The 18,098-nt window shown below is 63.9% G+C and carries 11 protein-coding genes; 9 read left to right on the forward strand and 2 right to left on the reverse strand.

The window, feature by feature from the left end:
- The first annotated feature begins 104 nt into the window (after window positions 1–104).
- The 7 genes from BcFMB_RS03150 (at window position 105) to BcFMB_RS03180 (ending at window position 12,224) form a co-directional block, all read left to right on the forward strand.
- Window positions 105–1,487: a GH1 family beta-glucosidase gene (locus BcFMB_RS03150; RefSeq protein WP_099721032.1), complete on the forward strand. Its 1,383-nt coding sequence runs from the start codon at window positions 105–107 to the stop codon at window positions 1,485–1,487.
- Window positions 1,488–1,931: 444 nt separating this feature from the next.
- Complete coding sequence (locus BcFMB_RS03155) at window positions 1,932–3,311, forward strand: ABC transporter substrate-binding protein (protein WP_099721033.1); 1,380 nt, start codon at window positions 1,932–1,934, stop codon at window positions 3,309–3,311.
- Window positions 3,312–3,804: 493 nt separating this feature from the next.
- The gene (locus BcFMB_RS03160; protein ID WP_099721034.1) at window positions 3,805–5,187 is read left to right on the forward strand and encodes an ABC transporter substrate-binding protein; all 1,383 of its coding nucleotides are present in this window, start codon (window positions 3,805–3,807) and stop codon (window positions 5,185–5,187) included.
- 788 nt (window positions 5,188–5,975) lie between these two features.
- Window positions 5,976–7,055 carry a carbohydrate ABC transporter permease gene (locus tag BcFMB_RS03165; RefSeq protein ID WP_099721035.1) on the forward strand — a complete coding sequence of 360 codons (1,080 nt, stop codon included), beginning with the start codon at window positions 5,976–5,978 and terminating at the stop codon, window positions 7,053–7,055.
- A gap of 62 nt (window positions 7,056–7,117) precedes the next feature.
- Window positions 7,118–7,987 carry a carbohydrate ABC transporter permease gene (locus BcFMB_RS03170; RefSeq protein ID WP_029675681.1) on the forward strand — a complete coding sequence of 290 codons (870 nt, stop codon included), beginning with the start codon at window positions 7,118–7,120 and terminating at the stop codon, window positions 7,985–7,987.
- A gap of 178 nt (window positions 7,988–8,165) precedes the next feature.
- A complete protein-coding gene (locus BcFMB_RS03175; protein WP_099721036.1) occupies window positions 8,166–10,874 on the forward strand; it encodes a glycoside hydrolase family 2 protein in 2,709 nt (902 codons plus the stop codon).
- Window positions 10,875–11,192: 318 nt separating this feature from the next.
- On the forward strand, window positions 11,193–12,224 hold the full coding sequence (locus BcFMB_RS03180; RefSeq protein WP_099721037.1) for a LacI family DNA-binding transcriptional regulator: 1,032 nt from the start codon (window positions 11,193–11,195) through the stop codon (window positions 12,222–12,224).
- A 332-nt stretch (window positions 12,225–12,556) separates the two neighbouring features.
- Here BcFMB_RS03180 and BcFMB_RS03185 read toward each other — a convergent pair whose 3' ends face one another.
- Window positions 12,557–13,207, reverse strand: coding sequence for a YesL family protein (locus BcFMB_RS03185; RefSeq protein ID WP_099721038.1), 651 nt, complete (start codon window positions 13,205–13,207; stop codon window positions 12,557–12,559).
- A gap of 84 nt (window positions 13,208–13,291) precedes the next feature.
- Window positions 13,292–14,032, reverse strand: coding sequence for a hypothetical protein (locus tag BcFMB_RS03190; protein ID WP_099721039.1), 741 nt, complete (start codon window positions 14,030–14,032; stop codon window positions 13,292–13,294).
- Between the two features lie 270 nt (window positions 14,033–14,302).
- Between BcFMB_RS03190 and BcFMB_RS03195 the strand changes: the two genes are divergently transcribed.
- Entirely contained in the window at window positions 14,303–16,495 is a 2,193-nt protein-coding gene (locus BcFMB_RS03195; protein ID WP_099721040.1) for an alpha-galactosidase, read from the forward strand.
- 120 nt (window positions 16,496–16,615) lie between these two features.
- Window positions 16,616–17,881: an AGE family epimerase/isomerase gene (locus BcFMB_RS03200; RefSeq protein WP_099721710.1), complete on the forward strand. Its 1,266-nt coding sequence runs from the start codon at window positions 16,616–16,618 to the stop codon at window positions 17,879–17,881.
- The last annotated feature ends 217 nt before the right edge of the window (window positions 17,882–18,098 follow it).

An 18,098-nucleotide genomic window follows, 5' to 3' on the forward strand; every position in this document is an offset into this window, starting at 1 on the left:
CGACAAGCGCAAGGCGCCGCACCGGAGGAAGCGGACGGCGCCGATACCACTGGACCGGTCGATGCGGACGGCGTCGGCGGCACGTCAGCGAAAGGACGGCAGATATGGCGGAGCGGTTCCCGAAGGGATTCCTGTTCGGTACGGCGACGGCGGCGTACCAGATCGAAGGCGCGGCGGACGAGGACGGCCGCACGCCGTCGATCTGGGACACCTTCTCCCACACCGGCCACACGTTGAACGGCGACACCGGCGACGTCGCCGATGATTTCTACCACCGTTGGGAGGACGACCTCAAGCTGCTGCGCGACCTCGGCGTCAACGCCTACCGATTCTCGATCGGCATCCCGCGCGTCATCCCGACGCCGGACGGCAAGCCGAACGAGAAGGGCCTCGACTTCTACGAGAAGATCGTCGACCGTCTGCTCGAGTACGGCATCGCACCGATCGTGACGCTCTACCACTGGGACCTGCCGCAGTACATGGCCTCCGAGGATGGTCGCGAGGGCGGCTGGCTCGAGCGCGACACCGCATATAAGATCGCCGATTACGCCGGCATCGTCGCCAAGCGCCTCGGTGACCGCGTGCACACCTACACGACGCTCAACGAGCCATGGTGCGCGACCTATCTGAGCTATGGCGGCACCGAGCAGGCGCCGGGGCTCGGCGCCGGTCCTCTCGCGTTCCGCACCGTGCATCACATCAACCTCGCGCACGGACTGATGTGTCAGGCCGTGCGCGCCGAGGCGGGAGGCAAGCCGGAGCTGTCCGTCACCTGCAATCTGCAGGTCTGCCGTGGCGACGCCGACGCCGTGCACCGTCTCGACCTCATCGCCAACCGCGCGTTCCTCGACCCGATGCTGCGCGGCCGCTATCCGCAGGAGCTTTTCGCGATCACGAAGGGCATCTGCGATTGGGACTTCATCCGCGACGGCGACCTCAAGCTCATCAACCAGCCGATCGACGTGCTCGGCCTCAACTACTATTCGACGAACCTCGTCAAGATGAGCGACCGTCCGCAGTTCCCGCAGAGCACCGCAGCGTCGACGGCGCCGGGCGCGAGCGACATCGACTGGCTGCCCACCGCCGGCCCGCACACCGAGATGGGCTGGAACATCGACCCGGATGCGCTGTACGACACGCTCGTGCGGCTCAACGACGACTATCCGGGCATGCCGCTCGTCGTCACCGAGAACGGCATGGCGTGCCCGGACAACGTCGAGATCGGTCCCGACGGCGTCAAGATGGTGCATGACGCCGAGCGCATCGACTATCTGCGCCGGCATCTGGACGCCGTGTACCGCGCGATCGAGGAGGGCACCGACGTGCGCGGCTACTTCGCCTGGTCGCTGATGGACAACTTCGAATGGGCCTTCGGCTACAGCAAGCGCTTCGGCCTGACCTACGTGGACTATGAGACGCAGGAGCGCATCAGGAAGGACAGCTTCAACTGGTACCGCGACTTCATCGCCGAGCACAGCGCGCGCTGAGCGGCACCGGGCGTTCGCTGCACGGGAGGTCGCCGATTCGATACGGGTCGGCGACCTCCCGCCGTATTCGGGGCGGTATCCGTGGCTGTCAGGAAGGAGAGGGGAACGGCCGATACGTGAAGCGCTTCATCGAAAATGCGGCGCCGATGGTTGACGTATCGGCATGTACGAATGATTTGGTCGGAATTTCGTCGGCGTGTCTAAGTCAGTGTTTGCAACGGAAATGTGTTGATTTTGTTCAGGTTCGAGCACAAAGCGGGCGGAAGTTGCGGCGGTGTCGAGCAACTTAAGCGTTTGACAAAATGAAGGCCGTGGCTCTATGCTGAAGGCCATCCACACCGGGGCCGGAAGCAGAGAGGCTGGTCCCAGATGGTGGCGCGATCCTCGACGGCGAGGTCGCGTGGGATGCGTCGCATCCCGCTCCATTAGGAAGGAAAATCCAGTATGAACGGCGAGAAAGTCGCGGCGATGGCGCTTGCGGGCGCATGCCTGGTCTCACTGGCGGCCTGCGGAGGCAACGACAGCAAGGCGCAGGACGGCAACAAGGCCGGCATCACCTATCCGCAGATCAAGCTCGGCGAGACCGGCAAGGATCTCAAGACCACGATCACGTTCATGAACAACCACACCGACATGGGCCTCGACACCTATCCGGGCAAGAACTGGAAGTCCTACATCGAGGACTTCAACAAGATGTACCCGGGCATCAAGGTCGAGGTGCAGACCGATTCGAACTACGCGTCTCCGGCGCTGACGCACCTGCAGGGCAACAGCGACTCGTGGGACGTCATGATGATCCCGGCCGTCGATAAGTCCGAATACGCGAACTACTTCGTGCCCTACGGCGAGACGAAGGACATGGAGAAGGAGATCAAGCTCGCCGACGAGAAGGCCTATGACGGCCAGACCTACGGCATCGCCAACAACGGCGTGACGGCGGGCATCGTCTACAACAAGAAGGTCTTCGAGGAGGCCGGCATCAAGGAGCTACCGAAGACGCCGGAGGAGTTCCAGGCCGATCTCAAGCTGATCAAGGAGAAGACGAAGGCGATCCCGCTGTACACGAACTTCGTCGAGGACTGGGCGATGGGCGCCTGGGACCAGTACATCGCCGGCAACGCGACAGGCGATTCGACGTATATGAACCAGGTGCTGCCGACGACGAAGGACCCGTTCAAGAAGGACTCCTCGAATCCGGACACCCATCCGTACGCGGTGTACAAGACGCTGTACGATGCGGTGTCCAACGGCTACACCGAAGAGGATTACTCGACGACCGACTGGGAGTCGTCGAAGGGCCGCATCAACAACGGTGAGATCGCGACGATGGTGCTCGGCGCCTGGGCCGTGCCGCAGATGAAGCAGGCCGGCGACCATCCGGACGACATCGGCTACATGCCGTTCCCGATCACCGTCGACGGCAAGCAGTACGCGACGATCGCAGGCGACTATTCCTATGGCATCAACAAGAACGTCTCCAAGGAACGTCAGAAGGCGTCGATGATCTTCGTCAAGTGGATGACCGAGGATTCCGGCTTCGCGAAGAACGAGGGCGGCATCCCGATCAAGGCCGACGACAAGTCGATGCCGGAGACCTATGAGGCCTTCAGCGACGTCGAACTGATCGTCGACGATCCGGCGAAGGAAGGCGAAGAGGACCTGCTCGCGAACGTCAACTCGGATTCCGAGTTCGGCATCAACAACGGCAACGGCAAGAAGATCCAGGACATCGTCGTCGACGCCGCGAACAAGACGAAGACGATCGACCAGATCATGGATGAATGGAACCAGAAGTGGGGCGACGCCGTCGAATCCAATGAGTGACGCCGCCCGACAGCGCCTACCCTCCTTTCTCTGCTCGTGCGCCGGTACCCTTCGCGGGTGCCGGCGCACGATTCGTTGCGGGGGCGGGGGTGCTCGATCGCGGAACCACGGAGTGGGATCGGGAGGGGCGTGATGCGTGGGAGGAAACGCCGATGACACGCCGAACGCATGAAGCGCTTAATGGTCAAAATCGTCGCGAGTGCCGCTGCGATGTGCCAGCATGTCGACCGGTTTGATGGGTTTGTGCAACAGAAAATCGTTGAAAACAATGGAAAATTAGGATGATTCATGACAACGCTGGCAGGAGAGCGTCGCTGTGCTGGACGGCTCAGTCGCCGCTCAAACTACTTAAGCGCTTGACAAGCTGGAAAAAGTCGGTTATATTGAATTCCATCGTTCATCTCAGGCAGGCAGAGAAGCCGAGAGGTGACCCAAGCTCATTGCTGAGCTGGACGTCGGCGACGACGTCCAAGAGACCAGGAAGGACACAAGAATGAACGTCAAGAAGATTGCGGCGGCCGGCATCGCGGCGGCGTGCCTCGTCAGCGTCGCGGCCTGCGGTGGCAACAACGGCGGTTCCGCGGACAGCAACAACAAGGCCGGCATCACCTATCCGCAGATCAAGCTCGGCGAGACCGGCAAGGATCTCAAGGCCGAGATCACGTTCTTCAACGGACGCACCGACATGGGCCTCGCGGATTACCCGGGCAAGAACTGGGAATCCTACATGAAGGACTTCAACGCAATGTACCCGAACATCAAGGTCAAGGTCCAGACCGATTCGAACTACGCGGATTCCGCGCTCACCCGCCTGCAGGCGAACAACGATTCGTGGGACGTCATGATGATCCCGGCGGTCGACCGTTCCGAGTTCTCGAACTACTTCGTCTCCTACGGCAAGACGAAGGACATGGACAAGGAGATCAAGCTCGCCGACGAGAAGGCCTATGACGGCCAGACCTACGGCATCGCGACCGACGGCCAGACCTCGGGCATCGTCTACAACGCCAAGGTCTTCGAGGAGGCCGGCATCAAGGAGCTGCCGAAGACGCCGGAGGAGTTCCAGGCCGATCTCAAGCTGATCAAGGAGAAGACGAAGGCGATCCCGCTGTACACGAACTTCGCCGAGGATTGGGCGATGGGCGCCTGGGACGCCTACATCGGCGGCAACGCGACCGGCGACCCGAAGTTCATGAACCAGGTCATGCCGCATGACAAGACCCCGTTCGAGAAGGACGACAAGGCCCCGGGCACCCATCCGTACGCCGTCTACAAGACACTGTACGACGCGGTCGCCAACGGCTACACCGAAGAGGATTACTCGACGACCGACTGGGAGTCGTCGAAGGGCCGCATCAACAACGGTGAGATCGCGACGATGGTGCTCGGCGCCTGGGCCGTGCCGCAGATGAAGCAGGCCGGCGACCATCCGGACGACGTGCAGTACATGCCGTTCCCGATCACGATCGACGGCAAGCAGTACGCGACGCTCGCGGGCAACTACTCGATGGGCATCAACAAGAACTCCGACGCCGACCGCCAGAAGGCCGCGATGATCTTCGTCAAGTGGATGACCGAGAAGTCGGGCTACGCGAAGAACGAGGGCGGCATCCCGATCGTCAAGGACGATGACTCCTATCCGGACACCTATGAGCACTTCAAGGACGTCGAACTGATCGTCGACGATCCGGCGAAGGAGGGCGAGGAGGATCTCTTCGCCGACATCAACTCGGATTCCGAGCTCGGCATCAACAACGGCAACGGCAAGAAGATCCAGGACATCGTCGTCGACGCCGCGAACAAGACGAAGACGATCGACCAGATCATGGGCGAATGGGACCAGAAGTGGGGTGCGGCTGTCGAATCCGAGAGCTGACGCTCCCGATCCCTCCTTTCAGCACTTACTCCCTCCTTTCCCCCTTCTTTCCTCAATGAGGGCCGGAACGGCAACGTTCCGACCCTCATCGTCGTTATGGGAAAGGGCGTGTGGGGCGGTGGGTCCGCTGGCATAGAGGAGGGCCGGAGGAGAGACGTGCGGGGGAGCTTGGCACATCTGTGCGGAAGGCGGCGGATCGTGCCGTTGCGGGGCCGATAAGGCACTCGCACGACACACTGATGTGGCATGTCGCTGACGCATCGCCGATGTGCGGAAATTCACTGGTGGGGGAATGGTATAGTTATGCGCTTAAGTATCACCGGGCGGGCAGTGGATAAGCGTGTATAAATCGTTGGAATCATTGGAAAATCAGGGAAAATGCGCTGCCAGATATCGGTGGCGACGCTGAGCCGGCATGCTGAAACGCACAGCTTATTGAGTGAAGATCGGCGCCGGACGTCATCGCGGCGGCGGTCGCCTCGACGGAGTGGATGGTCGGGGGGAGAGGGTTGCAAAACGTTGGTATTGCAAGAAAAGCATAGGTTCTGACCTCCGTGCGGCATCGACGGAGCGCGCGTGGCGGATATATGGTCGTCATTCGCGCTGCGACACGAAATAACTTAAGCGCTTGACAAACTGAAATCACGCGGTTATATTGAGTGTCATCACTTATCACAGGCAGGCAGAGAAGCCTGAGGTGGGTATTCCGAAAGACTCATTGCTGAGTCGGGAGGAAAACGCCGAAGCCCCGACATCGGCGGAAGGATAAGGAAGGAACAGAGACCATCATGACTACCACCACACAGCCGAACGTAGCGGTCGCGGAGCGGTCCGCCGCGGATATCCCGTTCAACAAGCATCGCAGGGATTGGAAGAAGACCGGCATCATCGTCCTCTTCTGCTTTCTGCCGGTAGCGCTCCTCGTCGTCTTCACGTATCTGCCGTTCTTCCAGATGTGCGGATACAGCTTCTACAAGATGAAGTACATCGGCACGCCGAAGTACATCGGCATGAAGAACTACGTCGACATCTTCACCCGTCCCGACCTGCTCGCGACGCTCAAGCTCTCGCTGTACTACATGGTCGGCGCGCTGATCCAGGTGGCCCTCGCGCTCTATCTCGCCACGGTCCTCGCATTCAAGGTCAAGGGCGGTGCGTTCTTCAAGGGTGCGCTGTTCTTCCCCTACCTGATCAACGGCATCGCGATCGGCTTCATCTTCAAGTTCTTCTACACCCGCGGCTACGTGCTCGATTCGGTGCTCCAGTGGTGCGGATTCGACCTCAACAACCTGCCGTACTGGCTGCGTGACCAGAAGGTCAACAACTGGTCGCTCGTCGCCTCCTCGGTCTGGAGGTACCTGGGCCAGACGATGATCCTGTTCATCGGCGCAATCATGTCGATCGACGGCTCCCTCTACGAGGCCGCGGAGATCGACGGCGCGAACAAGTGGCAGCAGTTCAAGCACATCATCCTGCCGGGCATCCAGACGATCCTCGTGCTGAACATCATCCTGTCGATCACCGGTTCGCTCTCCGCCTTCGAGGCGCCGTACGTCATCACCTCCGGCGCGAACGGCACCGGCACCTTCTTCGTTCAGATGGACAAGATCGCGCACTCCGACCAGAAGGTGGGCCTCGCCTCCGCGATGGCCGTGGTCCTGCTCATCATCATCATGATCTGCGCGCTGCTGCAGAAGATCGTCATGGGCTGGCTGTTCCGTGACGCCGACGACGGCACCGCCAAGGCCCGCAAGCATGCGCAGAAGGTCGAGAAGCAGCGCAAGAAGGCGCTGCACCAGGCCAACAAGGTCAAGGCCGGCAACGCCCCGCTCTTCAGGAACGGAGCCAAGAAGGAAGCCGAGGCGTGAGCACGATGTCAAGCGAAACGATCACCCCGGACATGCAAACGAACTCGCAGAAAGGAAAGGCCATGGAAGCCTCCGTCGAAAAGGTGAGCGTCTGGTATCACGTGCGCCGTTGGATACTCTCCTTCCTCAAGTACTTCAGCCTCGTCTTCATCACGTTCTGCGTCCTGCTGCCGCTCGCCTCCTGCGTGTGGACGGCCGCGAAGACCGATGCGGAATACAAGACCGGCAACGTCATGGCGATGCCCCACAACTGGTTCAACTTCCAGAACTACGCGGACGCGTTCAAGCTGTCGAACATGGCCGTCGCCTTCCGCAACTCCTTCATCGTCCTCGTGTGCGTCTGCTTCATGACGACGATCATCGGCACCCAGCTCGCCTACGTCCTGAGCCGCTTCCAGTTCCCGGGCAACGCGTTCATCCGCGGCGCCTTCACGATCGCGGCGCTGCTGCCGGGCATCGCGATGCAAGTCGCGGTCTACAAGATCATGGGCAGCCTCGGCATGATCAACTCCCTGTGGGGCTACATCATCATGTCGATGGGCACCGATGTCATCTCGATCTACATCTTCATCCAATACTTCGAGAACCTGCCGATCTCGCTTGACGAGGCGGCGATGATCGACGGCGCGAGCTACTTCACAATCTACGGCCGCATCCTGCTGCCGCTGCTCAAGCCGGCCATCGTCACGGCCCTCATCCTCAAGGGCGTCGGCATCTACAACGAGTACTACGCAGCCAACCTCTACCTGCAGGACAAGCAGAAGCTCGGCACCGTGGCCATCTCGCTGTACGCCTTCACCGGCCCGCAGGGCTCGAAGTACAACCTGATCTGCGCAGGCGTCATCGTGACGCTGCTGCCCGCCCTGATCCTGTTCCTGATCTTCCAGAAGCAGATCTACAACGGCGTCGCAGCCGGCGCAGTCAAGGAGTGATCTAAGACTTACCCTTCCCCTTTCCTCACCATCATGGAGCCGTGCCGAGCGAGTTGCGTGCGGCGCGGCTCCCTTCTCTTCTTCCTCTTCTTCAGCGGCTGATTCCGGTCGCCCCCGACATCCTCAGTTCCCTTCCGTGCGCGGCACAAGCCGGCGCCAACCACCAGGAGCACATATCATGACCAACACCCCATCCACCTTCGCACCGCTGTCGAGCGGCTGGACCGTCACCGCGATGAACCCGGAGGTCGTGCCCGCCGACCTGCGCGAGACGCTGACCGCCGGCATCCCGGCGGCCGTCCCCGGCGAGGCGACGCTCGACCTGCTCAACACCGGTCTCATCCCCGACCCCTTCGACGGCGACAACGAGAACAAGCTGCCGTGGACCGGCGACGTCGACTGGCGCTTCACCTGCACCTTCGAATGGCATGACGACGGCAACACGCGCCACGACCTCGTCGCCTACGGCCTCGACACCGTCGCGACGATCGAGCTCAACGGCGACCCGGTCGCGCAGACCGAGAACTGCCACCGCTCCTACCGCTGGGACATCCGTGAGCTGCTGCAGGACGGCGAGAACGTGCTGACCGTCACCTTCATGTCCCCGGTGCGCTACTCCGACGCCGAGGAGCAGCGCCGCGGCTACTATCCGCACACCGAGCACCACGCCTTCAACCAGATCCGCAAGCCGAGCTACTCCTTCGGCTGGGACTGGGGCATCGACGTGGCCAACGCCGGCATCTGGCGCGAGATCGGCATCGACTCGTGGAGCGGCGTGCGCCTCGCCGAGGTCCGCCCGCTCGTCGACGTCGCCTCCGACGGCACCGGCATCCTCAACGTGCACGTCAAGGTCGAGCGCGAAGGCCACGGCCGCATCATGAACCCGATGGACGCACACAGGTTCCAGACGCCGGTGCCGGTCCATGTGACACTCGAAGGCTATGGCACGATGCTCGAGGCCGATGGATCGGTCGATCAGGGTCGCGACGAGACGACGATCACGATCGCCGTGCCGGACGCGAAGCTGTGGTGGCCGCTCGGCTACGGCGACCAGCCGCTCTACGCCGTCGACGTCAAGGCCGGTGCCGACCTGCAGGCCGAATGGAAGGGCCGCATCGGCTTCCGCACGACATATGTGGACACGCGCGCCGACGACCTCGGCCGCCCGTTCCAGATCTACGTCAACGACGTGCCGGTGCACGCGCACGGCTACAACTGGATCCCCGACGACGCGTTCATCGCGCGCGTGACGAAGAAGGACTACGAGCGCGGCATCCGCGACCTCGTCGAATCGAACTCGAACATGGTCCGCGTCTGGGGCGGCGGCATCTACGAGGCCGACGAATTCTACGATCTGTGCGACGAATACGGCGTCATGGTCTGGCAGGACTTCATGCTCGCCTGCGCCGCCTACCCGGAGGACGCCGAGACGAAGGAGGAGGTCGAGGCCGAGGCGCGCGAGGCGATCATCCGCCTGTCGAGCCATCCGAGCCTCATCGTCTGGAACGGCTCGAACGAGAACTACGTGGCCTACGCCGAATGGGGCGGCTACAAGCAGGCCGTGCGCGACGACGACCTGCCGGCGAACGAATACGGCTACGGCGAGAAGGGCTGGGGCGACTACTACTACTCGGAGCTCTTCCCGCAGCTGCTCGCCGAGCTCGACCCGACGCATGTGTACCTGCCGAGCTCGCCGATGAGCTTCACGAAGTTCACGAACGCGAACTGGGACACCGACGGCACGATGCACATCTGGGACGCGTGGAACCGCAAGGACTACCGCATCTACGCCGAATACACGCCGCGCTTCGCCGACGAGTTCGGCTATCAGGCGCCGCCGGCATGGAGCACGCTCGTCGGCGCCGTGCACGACGAGAAGCTAGAGCCCTTCGGCAAGCAGATGCTCGTGCACCAGAAGGCGATGGGCGGCAACTACAAGCTCGCCCGCGGCATGCGCTCGCATCTGACGCCCGGCCATCTCGACGACGTGAGCTTCGGCGGCGTCGTCAACGGCAAGCCGAGCGACGGCGCGCACAGCTGGCTCATCCCGACCGATAACTGGGACGACATCCAGGACTGGCACTGGGCGTGCCAGCTGCAGCAGGCGCATGCGATGAAGTTCGGCGTCGAGCATATGCGTTCGCTCGCGCCGGTCAACGCGGGCGCGCTCATCTGGCAGCTCAACGACGACTGGCCGGTCGTCTCGTGGGCGGCCGTCGACTTCAACGGCCACCGCAAGCCGGTGTGGTACGCGTCGCGCGACTTCTTCGCGCCGCGCCTGGCGACGATCCAGCCGCGCACGTCGGAGGAGTACCGCGAGACGCACAGCTGGGAAGGCGTCAAGGTCGGCACCGACCACTTCGAACTCATCGTCCTCAACGACACCCGCGAACCGGTCAAGGACACATGGACGGTGCAGCGCGTGACGCTCGGCGGCGACGTGCTCGCGACGCAGACGATCGACGTCGACCTCGACGCGACGTCGCACAAGGGATACACGCTCGACGACGCCATCGTCGACTACGACGACCCGAACGCCGAACTCATCGTCGCGACGCCGTCCGACGACTCCTTCGCGCGCGTCGTCTACAATCCGGCGGAAGTCGTCGACCAGTCGCTCGCCGCGCCGGGCGAGGCCTTCAGCGCGGACGCGAAGCAGGTCGACGGCGGTGTCGAGCTGACGGTGACGGCGAAGGACTACGTGCGCGACCTGTTCGTCATGGTCGACAAGGTCGATCCGAAGGCCACCGTCGACGAAGGCCTCGTCTCGCTGCTGCCGGGCGAGTCGGTCACGTTCCACATCACGACGGGCGCGGACGATCCGCAGGCCTTCGCGGCCGCGAACGTGCTGCGCAGCGCGAACGACCTCAAGCGCGAAGCGAAGTGAGCGGATTAAGCGACCATCAGTGCCATGGCAACTGATGGTCGCTTAACCGTTGTCGGAGCCCTTCGGACGGTTCGGACGACGGCAGAGGCATAATAGGCAGAAACACAAGGGAAAAATCGACCGGAGGAATGCGCCGGCCGACGTTTCCCTATACAATGGTTCTGAAGCGATTCAGCGCCGACGGCCCCATCATGGGGCGCCGCACAGATCGCGGGGTACCAACGACACAACGCACGCCGTCCGCGCCAACGGACGGCAACCACGGAGCGCAGCGGCACAGCGGCGTGCATGCGGCGTGACGGGACGGGAGAACACGACATGGCGGCACAGAAGACGAAGGTCACGATCTTCGACGTGGCGAAGGCATCGGGGGTGTCGAGCAGCGCCGTGTCCTACGCCCTGAACGGAAAGCCGGGCGTCTCCGACACGACGCGCGCGAAGGTGCTGCAGGTCGCCAGGGAGCTCGGCTGGAAGCCGAACGGCGCCGCGCAGTCGCTCGCGCAGGCGAAGACGAGGCGCATCGGCCTGATCCTCAGCTACGACCCGCAGCTGCTCGCCGTCGAACCGTACATGATGAGCCTGATTTCCGGCCTCGGCGCCGAACTCGAGGAGAAGGACTACTCGCTGCTCGTGCGGATGTCGATGGACAGCGACGACGAGGGCTCAATCATCGAGGACTGGGTCGCGACGAGCAACGTCGACGCGATGCTGCTGCTCAATCTGGAGATCGGCGACCCGCGCATCGAACTGATGAAGCAGAACCCGCAGATGCCGGTGCTCGCCGTCGCCGACGCGTCGCTCACCGCCGGTCTGCCGACGCTCGCGAGCGACGACGCCGCCGCCGTCGGCCTCGCCGTGCGCCACCTGTACGATCTGGGACACCGCAACATCGCGCGCGTCGCCGGCCCCGAGGAACTCGGACACTCGTACATCCGCGACGCCGCGTTCTCCGAAGTGACGGCCGAACTCGGCGTACGCTACCGCTGCCTGCACACCGACTACACGCCGACGGCCGGCGCCGACGCGACGAAGCGGCTGCTCAGCGTCAACCCGGCGCCGACGGTGATCATCTACGACAACGACGTGATGGCGCTCGCCGCGGAAGGCGTCGCGGCGACGCTCGGCGTCAAGGTGCCGGAAGATCTGTCGATCATGAGCTGGGACGATTCGTTCATGTGCGAGGCGGCGCACCCCGGCATCACGGCGCTCAACCGCGACATCGTCGAAGCCGGGCGCATCGCCGCGTCGCTGATGCTCAAGCTCATCGACGGCGACGACGTGGACGTCGTCGAGGAGCCGCCGTACGAGCTGCGTGTGCGTGACTCGACGGGTCCGGCTCCGGAACGCTGAGATGTGCGGCGCGCAGACGCCGCATGGGAGAAGAAAGACGGCAGCGGCCCCGCCTGATCGCACAGGCGGGGCCGCTGCCGTCTGTACAGGGTCCATACGCGAACGGAATGGCCGCGATGCGCACCGGTGACGGTCGCGAAGGGAGCCGTCAGCGAACGCTTCGGGCGCGCAATGCATCGGTAACAATCGCGGGAGGGGTTGTCAGCGAACACTTCGGGTGCAACGTGCGGCGATCGCGTTCATGTGGAGGGGGGAGTTGCGAACGTCTTGGGTGCAGGATGCGGCGGTCGCGTTCGCCTATCGGGAAGAGAGCGGCCGCCGAGCGCGGTCCATCAGGCGTCGTGGTCGGCGGGCGTGTCGCGCGGCTTGAGCTGGAAGGCCCTGCAGGTCCAGGTCATGATCGCCCACATCGAGACACCGGCGCCGAGGACGCACCACAGAATCGGCACCCAGACGACGGCGCCGGGCATGAACCACATCAGCACGAAGGGCAGCGCGATGAGCGCGACGTTGCCGAGCGCCAGCAGCGGCTTCGTCAGCGACAGTCGTACCGACTGGCGGATCTGCTCCCACCAGGACAGCTTGCTGCGACCGGACAACGGCAGCACGAAGGACAGCATCATCGCGACGATGACGAGCGCGCCGAGCGTCACGCCGTAGAAGACCGACGCGGAATCGCCGGTCTGCCGGGAGATGTACCACAGGTCGACGGCGCCGATCGCGAACAGGAGGATGAACAGCAGCGAGAACAGCATGTTCACACCGAAACGGCGCTTGATCGCGCGCCAGAACGTGCGGAAGACGCCCTCGTCGGTGTCCTCGACGATCTCGCGCGCGACCTCGCACGCGGCGGAGGTGGCCGGACCGATCGTCACGATCGGGATCGAACAGACGAACCATGCGACGGACAGCATCGCGAGGTCGCCGATGCGTCCCATGACGACGTTGAACGGATTGTCCTGACGGAACAGGCTGGAACTCATGGCGGTGTCTCCTCTTGTTGTCGTTGCCTCGTTGGAATGCGGATTGTGCGGTGTCACGGATTGTGCGGCGCGCCGCCGTCGGAATCAACGGTACAGGTACTCGATGAAGCGCTGCGCGTTGTCGGTCTGTTTCGTGTTCGCGACGACGCCGATGAGCGCGGCGTCGTCGGTCGCGAAGTCGTGCAAGCGTTTCGCGCCGTCGAGTCTGAGGCCGTACGGCTCCGCCTTGCCTTTGCCGGTGCCGGAATCGTAGACATCGTCGCTGAGCGCGGAGTCGTCGAATCCGTGGAAGTCCTCGACGTAGGCGTGCAGGTCGCCGTATTCGTCGGCGGGCAGCGTCGATTTGAGATTCGTGAAGTAGCCGTAGCCGGCGAGTTCGCGGAAGACCTGCGGCGGCGCGATGACGACGTCGATCTGCTCGCTCGAGATCATCGTCTGCAGTTTGGAAAGGCCGTCCTTCTTCGTATCGAAGTAGTCGTCGATGACGACGTCCTTCCCGAGCGTCTTCGTGTACTGCTCTTGCAGTTTCGTCGATTCGCCGAGCGGCAGCGTGCTGTCGACGACGGCCGCATACAGCGCCGGGCGCTCGCGCGGCGAGACGAAACGGACGATGACGAAGGTGCACAGCGCGATGACGATGACGGCGGCGATGCAGGGGATCAGGAAATGCTCGCGGAAATAGGTGGCCTTCTGGCGCATCGGCAGTTTCGCGAACACATACAGCTTCGATCTGCCGGCGTACTGCGGCGCCTGCGTGAGCGAATCCACGGCCGCGCGCTGGGATTCGGTGAGACGGTCGTCCGGCGAATGCTTGTCCGCTGCCATGGCATCCTTCCTCTCGTCGTACGTTCCGGCGGCGTCGCCGGCGGCTGCGGCACTGCGATGACAAGCGCGGCGGCCGTCTCTGCGGCGGCGCCCGGGCGGCACGTCGGCGTGTCGAAGTGAACCTCAGCCATGTTCTGTTTGCGTTACTTAACCGCTTAATTTATACTGATTGAACGAAAAAGTCAACCCCTTGTCATGCGCCGACGGCGGAGCTTACGGGGGAACTGAATACGCGGTGGCGACGGCCGCGGATGCGCGAAGGAGACAACGATGTTCGACAACGGAAACCATGTGGTGCTGCGACGCGACGACGTGTGCGTCGTGCTCAAGACGCCGGACGGCGAGATGCCGCAGGTCGAGTACTGGGGACGTGATTTCGGCATGCCGACCGCCGAGGACATGCTGGCGATGCTCGACGTGATGACGCTCAAGGTGACGCCGCCGGACGAGAAGCCGGACGCGGCGCTGCGCCCGTCGCTGCTGCCGCAGGGCGCCGAGGCCTTCGCGGGACGTCCGGGACTCGAGGCGTACCGCGGCGAGGCGCCGGTGTTCGTACGCTGGACGTCGGTGACGACGGCGGTCGGCGCGCACGACGGCGCGCAGGAAGGCGCATCCGACGTCCTCGACGTGCACGCCGAGGACGCCGTCAACGCCGTCGCGCTCGACATGCGTCTCGAACTGGCCGAAGGCGGCCTGCTGCTCGCGAAGGCCACCGTGAAGAACATCAGCGACGACGCCGAGCCGCTCGCCGTCAACTGGCTCGACCTGACGATGCCGATCCCGCGCCGCGCCGACCATCTGACGCAGTTCACCGGACGCTGGCCGCTCGAGAAGCAGCCGGCGACGACGGCGCTGCCGGTCGGTTCGGTGACGCGCAACTGCCGCCACGGCAAGACGAGCCACGAAAGCCCGTGGATGTTCATCGCCTCCGACGGCGAGCCGAAGTTCGCCGCCGGCGAGGTGTGGACGTGCCATCTCGCCTGGAGCGGCAACCAGACCTACCGGATTGACAACCTGCCGCAGCACGAGGCGCTGCTCGGCGCCGGCGAACTGCTCGGCCCTGGAGAGATGCGCCTCGCCGCCGGCGCGACCTATACGACGCCGCTCGTGTGCTTCTCCTACTCCGATCAGGGCCTCGACGGCGCCGCAAGCCGCTTCCACCGCTGGCTGCGCGCGCTGCCGCAGCATGTGCGCACCGACCGTCCGGTGACGCTCAACACCTGGGAGGCCGTCTACTTCGACCATGACGAGGCGACATTGATCCGGCTCGCCGACCTCGCCGCGAGGGTGGGCGTCGAACGCTTCGTGCTCGACGACGGCTGGTTCCATCTGCGCCGCGACGACACGAAGGGCCTCGGCGACTGGATCGTCGACCCGGCGGTATGGCCGAACGGTCTCGACGCGCTCGCGAAGCATGTGCACGACCTCGGGATGCAGTTCGGCCTGTGGTTCGAGCCGGAGATGATCAACCTCGACTCCGACTGCGCGCGCGAGCACCCCGATTGGATCCTTGCGGCGCCCGAGGCGGTGCCGTGCCGCGCCGACGTCTCGTACCGCACGCAGTACGTGCTCGATCTGGCCAATCCGGACGCCTACCGACATGTGCACGACCAGATGGCCGACCTCATCCGCAAGCTCGGCATCGACTACATCAAGTGGGACCACAACCGCGACGTGGCCGAGCCGGTGCACGCCGGCCACTACGGGCTGCACGCGCAGACCGAGGCCTGCTACCGCCTGTTCGACGAACTCAAGCATGAGTTCCCCGGCCTGGAGATCGAAAGCTGCGCGTCGGGCGGCGGCCGCACCGACGCGGGCATGCTGCAGCACGCCGACCGCATCTGGGCCTCCGATTCGAACGATCCGCGCGACCGCGTGGACATCCAGCGCTACACCGAACTCATCGTGCCTCCGGAGATGATCGGCGCGCACATCGGACCGAGCCCGGCGCACTCCACATGGCGTGCGACCGACCTGTCCTACCGCGCGGCGATGTCGCTCGAAGGCTGCTCCGGATTCGAATGGAACATCCTCGAATGCACGCCCGAGGAGCTCAAGCAGATCACCGGATTCGTCGCGCTCGTCAAGGAACTGCGCGGCATCCTGCACTCCGGATCGGTGCACCACGCCGACTTCCATGACCCGGCGCTGCGTGCGCGCGGCGTCGTCAGCGACGACGTGACGCGTGCGATCTGGGTCGTCGCGACCGTCACGAATCTGCGCGACGTCGTCACCGAGCGGCTGCGTCTGCACGAGGTGCGCGACGACCGCGTCTACTGCGTGCGCATGCGTCAGGAGATCGGCGAATCGCGTTGGGGATGGAACACACCCGAATGGATGCGCGACGCGCGCACCGAGGACGGCTTCGTCGTCGGCGGCGCGCTGCTGAGGAACGTCGGTCTGCAGATCCCTCCGCTGTGGCCGATGCAGGCGATTGTGCTCGACATTCGGGAAGTGCGGTGAAACTTGCCACTTAAGCGCTTCAGTGATACGCTCGGTATCGAACGCATCACTGAAGCGCGCATGGCCGCCACGGTCAGGCAACGTCAACGAAGACAACGGATGACAATCGGAAGGAAGACGATGACCACCACCAATGCGAAGTATCAGATCGGGACGCCGGAGAACAAGAAGTTCCTCGACATCTCCCGCGACAACCTCATCGCGTTCGGACGCCACTTCCCGGCCGTCGACGGCAGCTCGTACTGGCTCGGCGACGACGGCACGCCGTGGAAGGACCGCAACCGCGCGACCTGGATCACATGCCGCATGACGCACGTCTACTCGCTCGCGACGCTGCTCGGCGTCGACGGCGCCGCCGAACTCGTCGACGACGGCATCCGCGGCCTGCGCGGTGTGCTGCACGACGAGGAGAACGACGGCTGGTACGCCGAGATCACGCCGGGCATCTGCCATATGCCGACGAAGCAGGCCTACGCGCACGCCTTCGTGCTGCTGGCGGCGTCGTCGGCGCTGCTCGTCGGCCGTCCCGGCGCGAAGGAACTGCTCGAGCAGGCCGAGCACGTCTATCTGACGAAGTTCTGGGACGACGAGATCGGACTGAGCGTCGACACATGGAACACCGAGTTCACCGAACTCGACAGCTACCGCGGTCTCAACGCGAACATGCATTCGGTCGAGGCATGCCTCGCCGTCGCCGACGTCACCGGCGACGAAAGCTGGCGTGAGCGTGCCGGCCGCATCATCGGCCACGTGCTCGTCTGGGCCGAGGAGAACGACTGGCGCATCCCGGAGCACTTCGACTCCGACTGGAAGCCGCAGCTCGAGTTCAACGCGGATAAGCCGGACGACCAGTTCAAGCCCTACGGCGCGACGCCGGGCCACGGCATCGAATGGGCGCGCCTGATCACGCAGTACGCGCTGTCCGTCTACGGCAAGGACGGCGTGCTGGACGGCGAGGGACGCAAGTACCTCGACGCGGCCGAGCATCTGTTCAACCGCGCCGTCGAGGACGCCTGGGGCGCCGACGGCGCGCCGGGCATCGTCTACACGACCGACTGGGAAGGCAAGCCGGTCGTGCATGACCGCATGCACTGGACGCTCGCCGAAGGCGTGAACACGGCCGCGACGCTCTACCACGTCACCGGCAAGCAGGAATACGCCGACTGGTACGCGACGTTCCTCGAGTACATCGACACCTATCTGATGGACCACAAGCACGGCTCGTGGTTCCATCAGCTCAACCGCAGGAACGAGGTCATCGACACGGTCTGGCCGGGCAAGTCCGACCTGTACCATGCGACGCAGGCGATGATGATTCCGCTGCGCGACCCGGCGCTCTCGATCGCCCCGGCGACGAAGAAGGACGTCGAGGCGGGGCTCGACTGAAGGTCTGACGGGGGACGGTCCTGAATATGCGTTCGGCCGCCGTGGCAGCCACGGCGGCCGGGTCTGCAGAGTCTCGTAGGCTACCGCGCCTTGACGTAGCCGCGCTCGTCTTTCGGCTCGGACTGGATGTGTGTGGTGTGTGCTCCGCGCGCCTCGTGTCCATGCCGATTGTGTCCTTGCACGGCGCACCGTAACAACGCGTCCGTAGAATGGAATC

The organism is Bifidobacterium choerinum (genome assembly GCF_002761235.1).
In the GTDB taxonomy this organism is placed as follows: domain Bacteria; phylum Actinomycetota; class Actinomycetes; order Actinomycetales; family Bifidobacteriaceae; genus Bifidobacterium; species Bifidobacterium choerinum.

Excerpts from the sequence above, each read along its gene's own strand:
- BcFMB_RS03150 (WP_099721032.1), top strand. The coding sequence starts at position 105 with ATGGCGGAGCGGTTCCCGAAGGGATTCCTGTTCGGTACGGCGACGGCG.
- BcFMB_RS03155 (WP_099721033.1), top strand. The coding sequence starts at position 1,932 with ATGAACGGCGAGAAAGTCGCGGCGATGGCGCTTGCGGGCGCATGCCTG.
- BcFMB_RS03160 (WP_099721034.1), top strand. The coding sequence starts at position 3,805 with ATGAACGTCAAGAAGATTGCGGCGGCCGGCATCGCGGCGGCGTGCCTC.
- BcFMB_RS03165 (WP_099721035.1), top strand. The coding sequence starts at position 5,976 with ATGACTACCACCACACAGCCGAACGTAGCGGTCGCGGAGCGGTCCGCC.
- BcFMB_RS03170 (WP_029675681.1), top strand. The coding sequence starts at position 7,118 with ATGGAAGCCTCCGTCGAAAAGGTGAGCGTCTGGTATCACGTGCGCCGT.
- BcFMB_RS03175 (WP_099721036.1), top strand. The coding sequence starts at position 8,166 with ATGACCAACACCCCATCCACCTTCGCACCGCTGTCGAGCGGCTGGACC.
- BcFMB_RS03180 (WP_099721037.1), top strand. The coding sequence starts at position 11,193 with ATGGCGGCACAGAAGACGAAGGTCACGATCTTCGACGTGGCGAAGGCA.
- BcFMB_RS03185 (WP_099721038.1), bottom strand. The coding sequence starts at position 13,207 with ATGAGTTCCAGCCTGTTCCGTCAGGACAATCCGTTCAACGTCGTCATG.
- BcFMB_RS03190 (WP_099721039.1), bottom strand. The coding sequence starts at position 14,032 with ATGGCAGCGGACAAGCATTCGCCGGACGACCGTCTCACCGAATCCCAG.
- BcFMB_RS03195 (WP_099721040.1), top strand. The coding sequence starts at position 14,303 with ATGTTCGACAACGGAAACCATGTGGTGCTGCGACGCGACGACGTGTGC.
- BcFMB_RS03200 (WP_099721710.1), top strand. The coding sequence starts at position 16,616 with ATGACCACCACCAATGCGAAGTATCAGATCGGGACGCCGGAGAACAAG.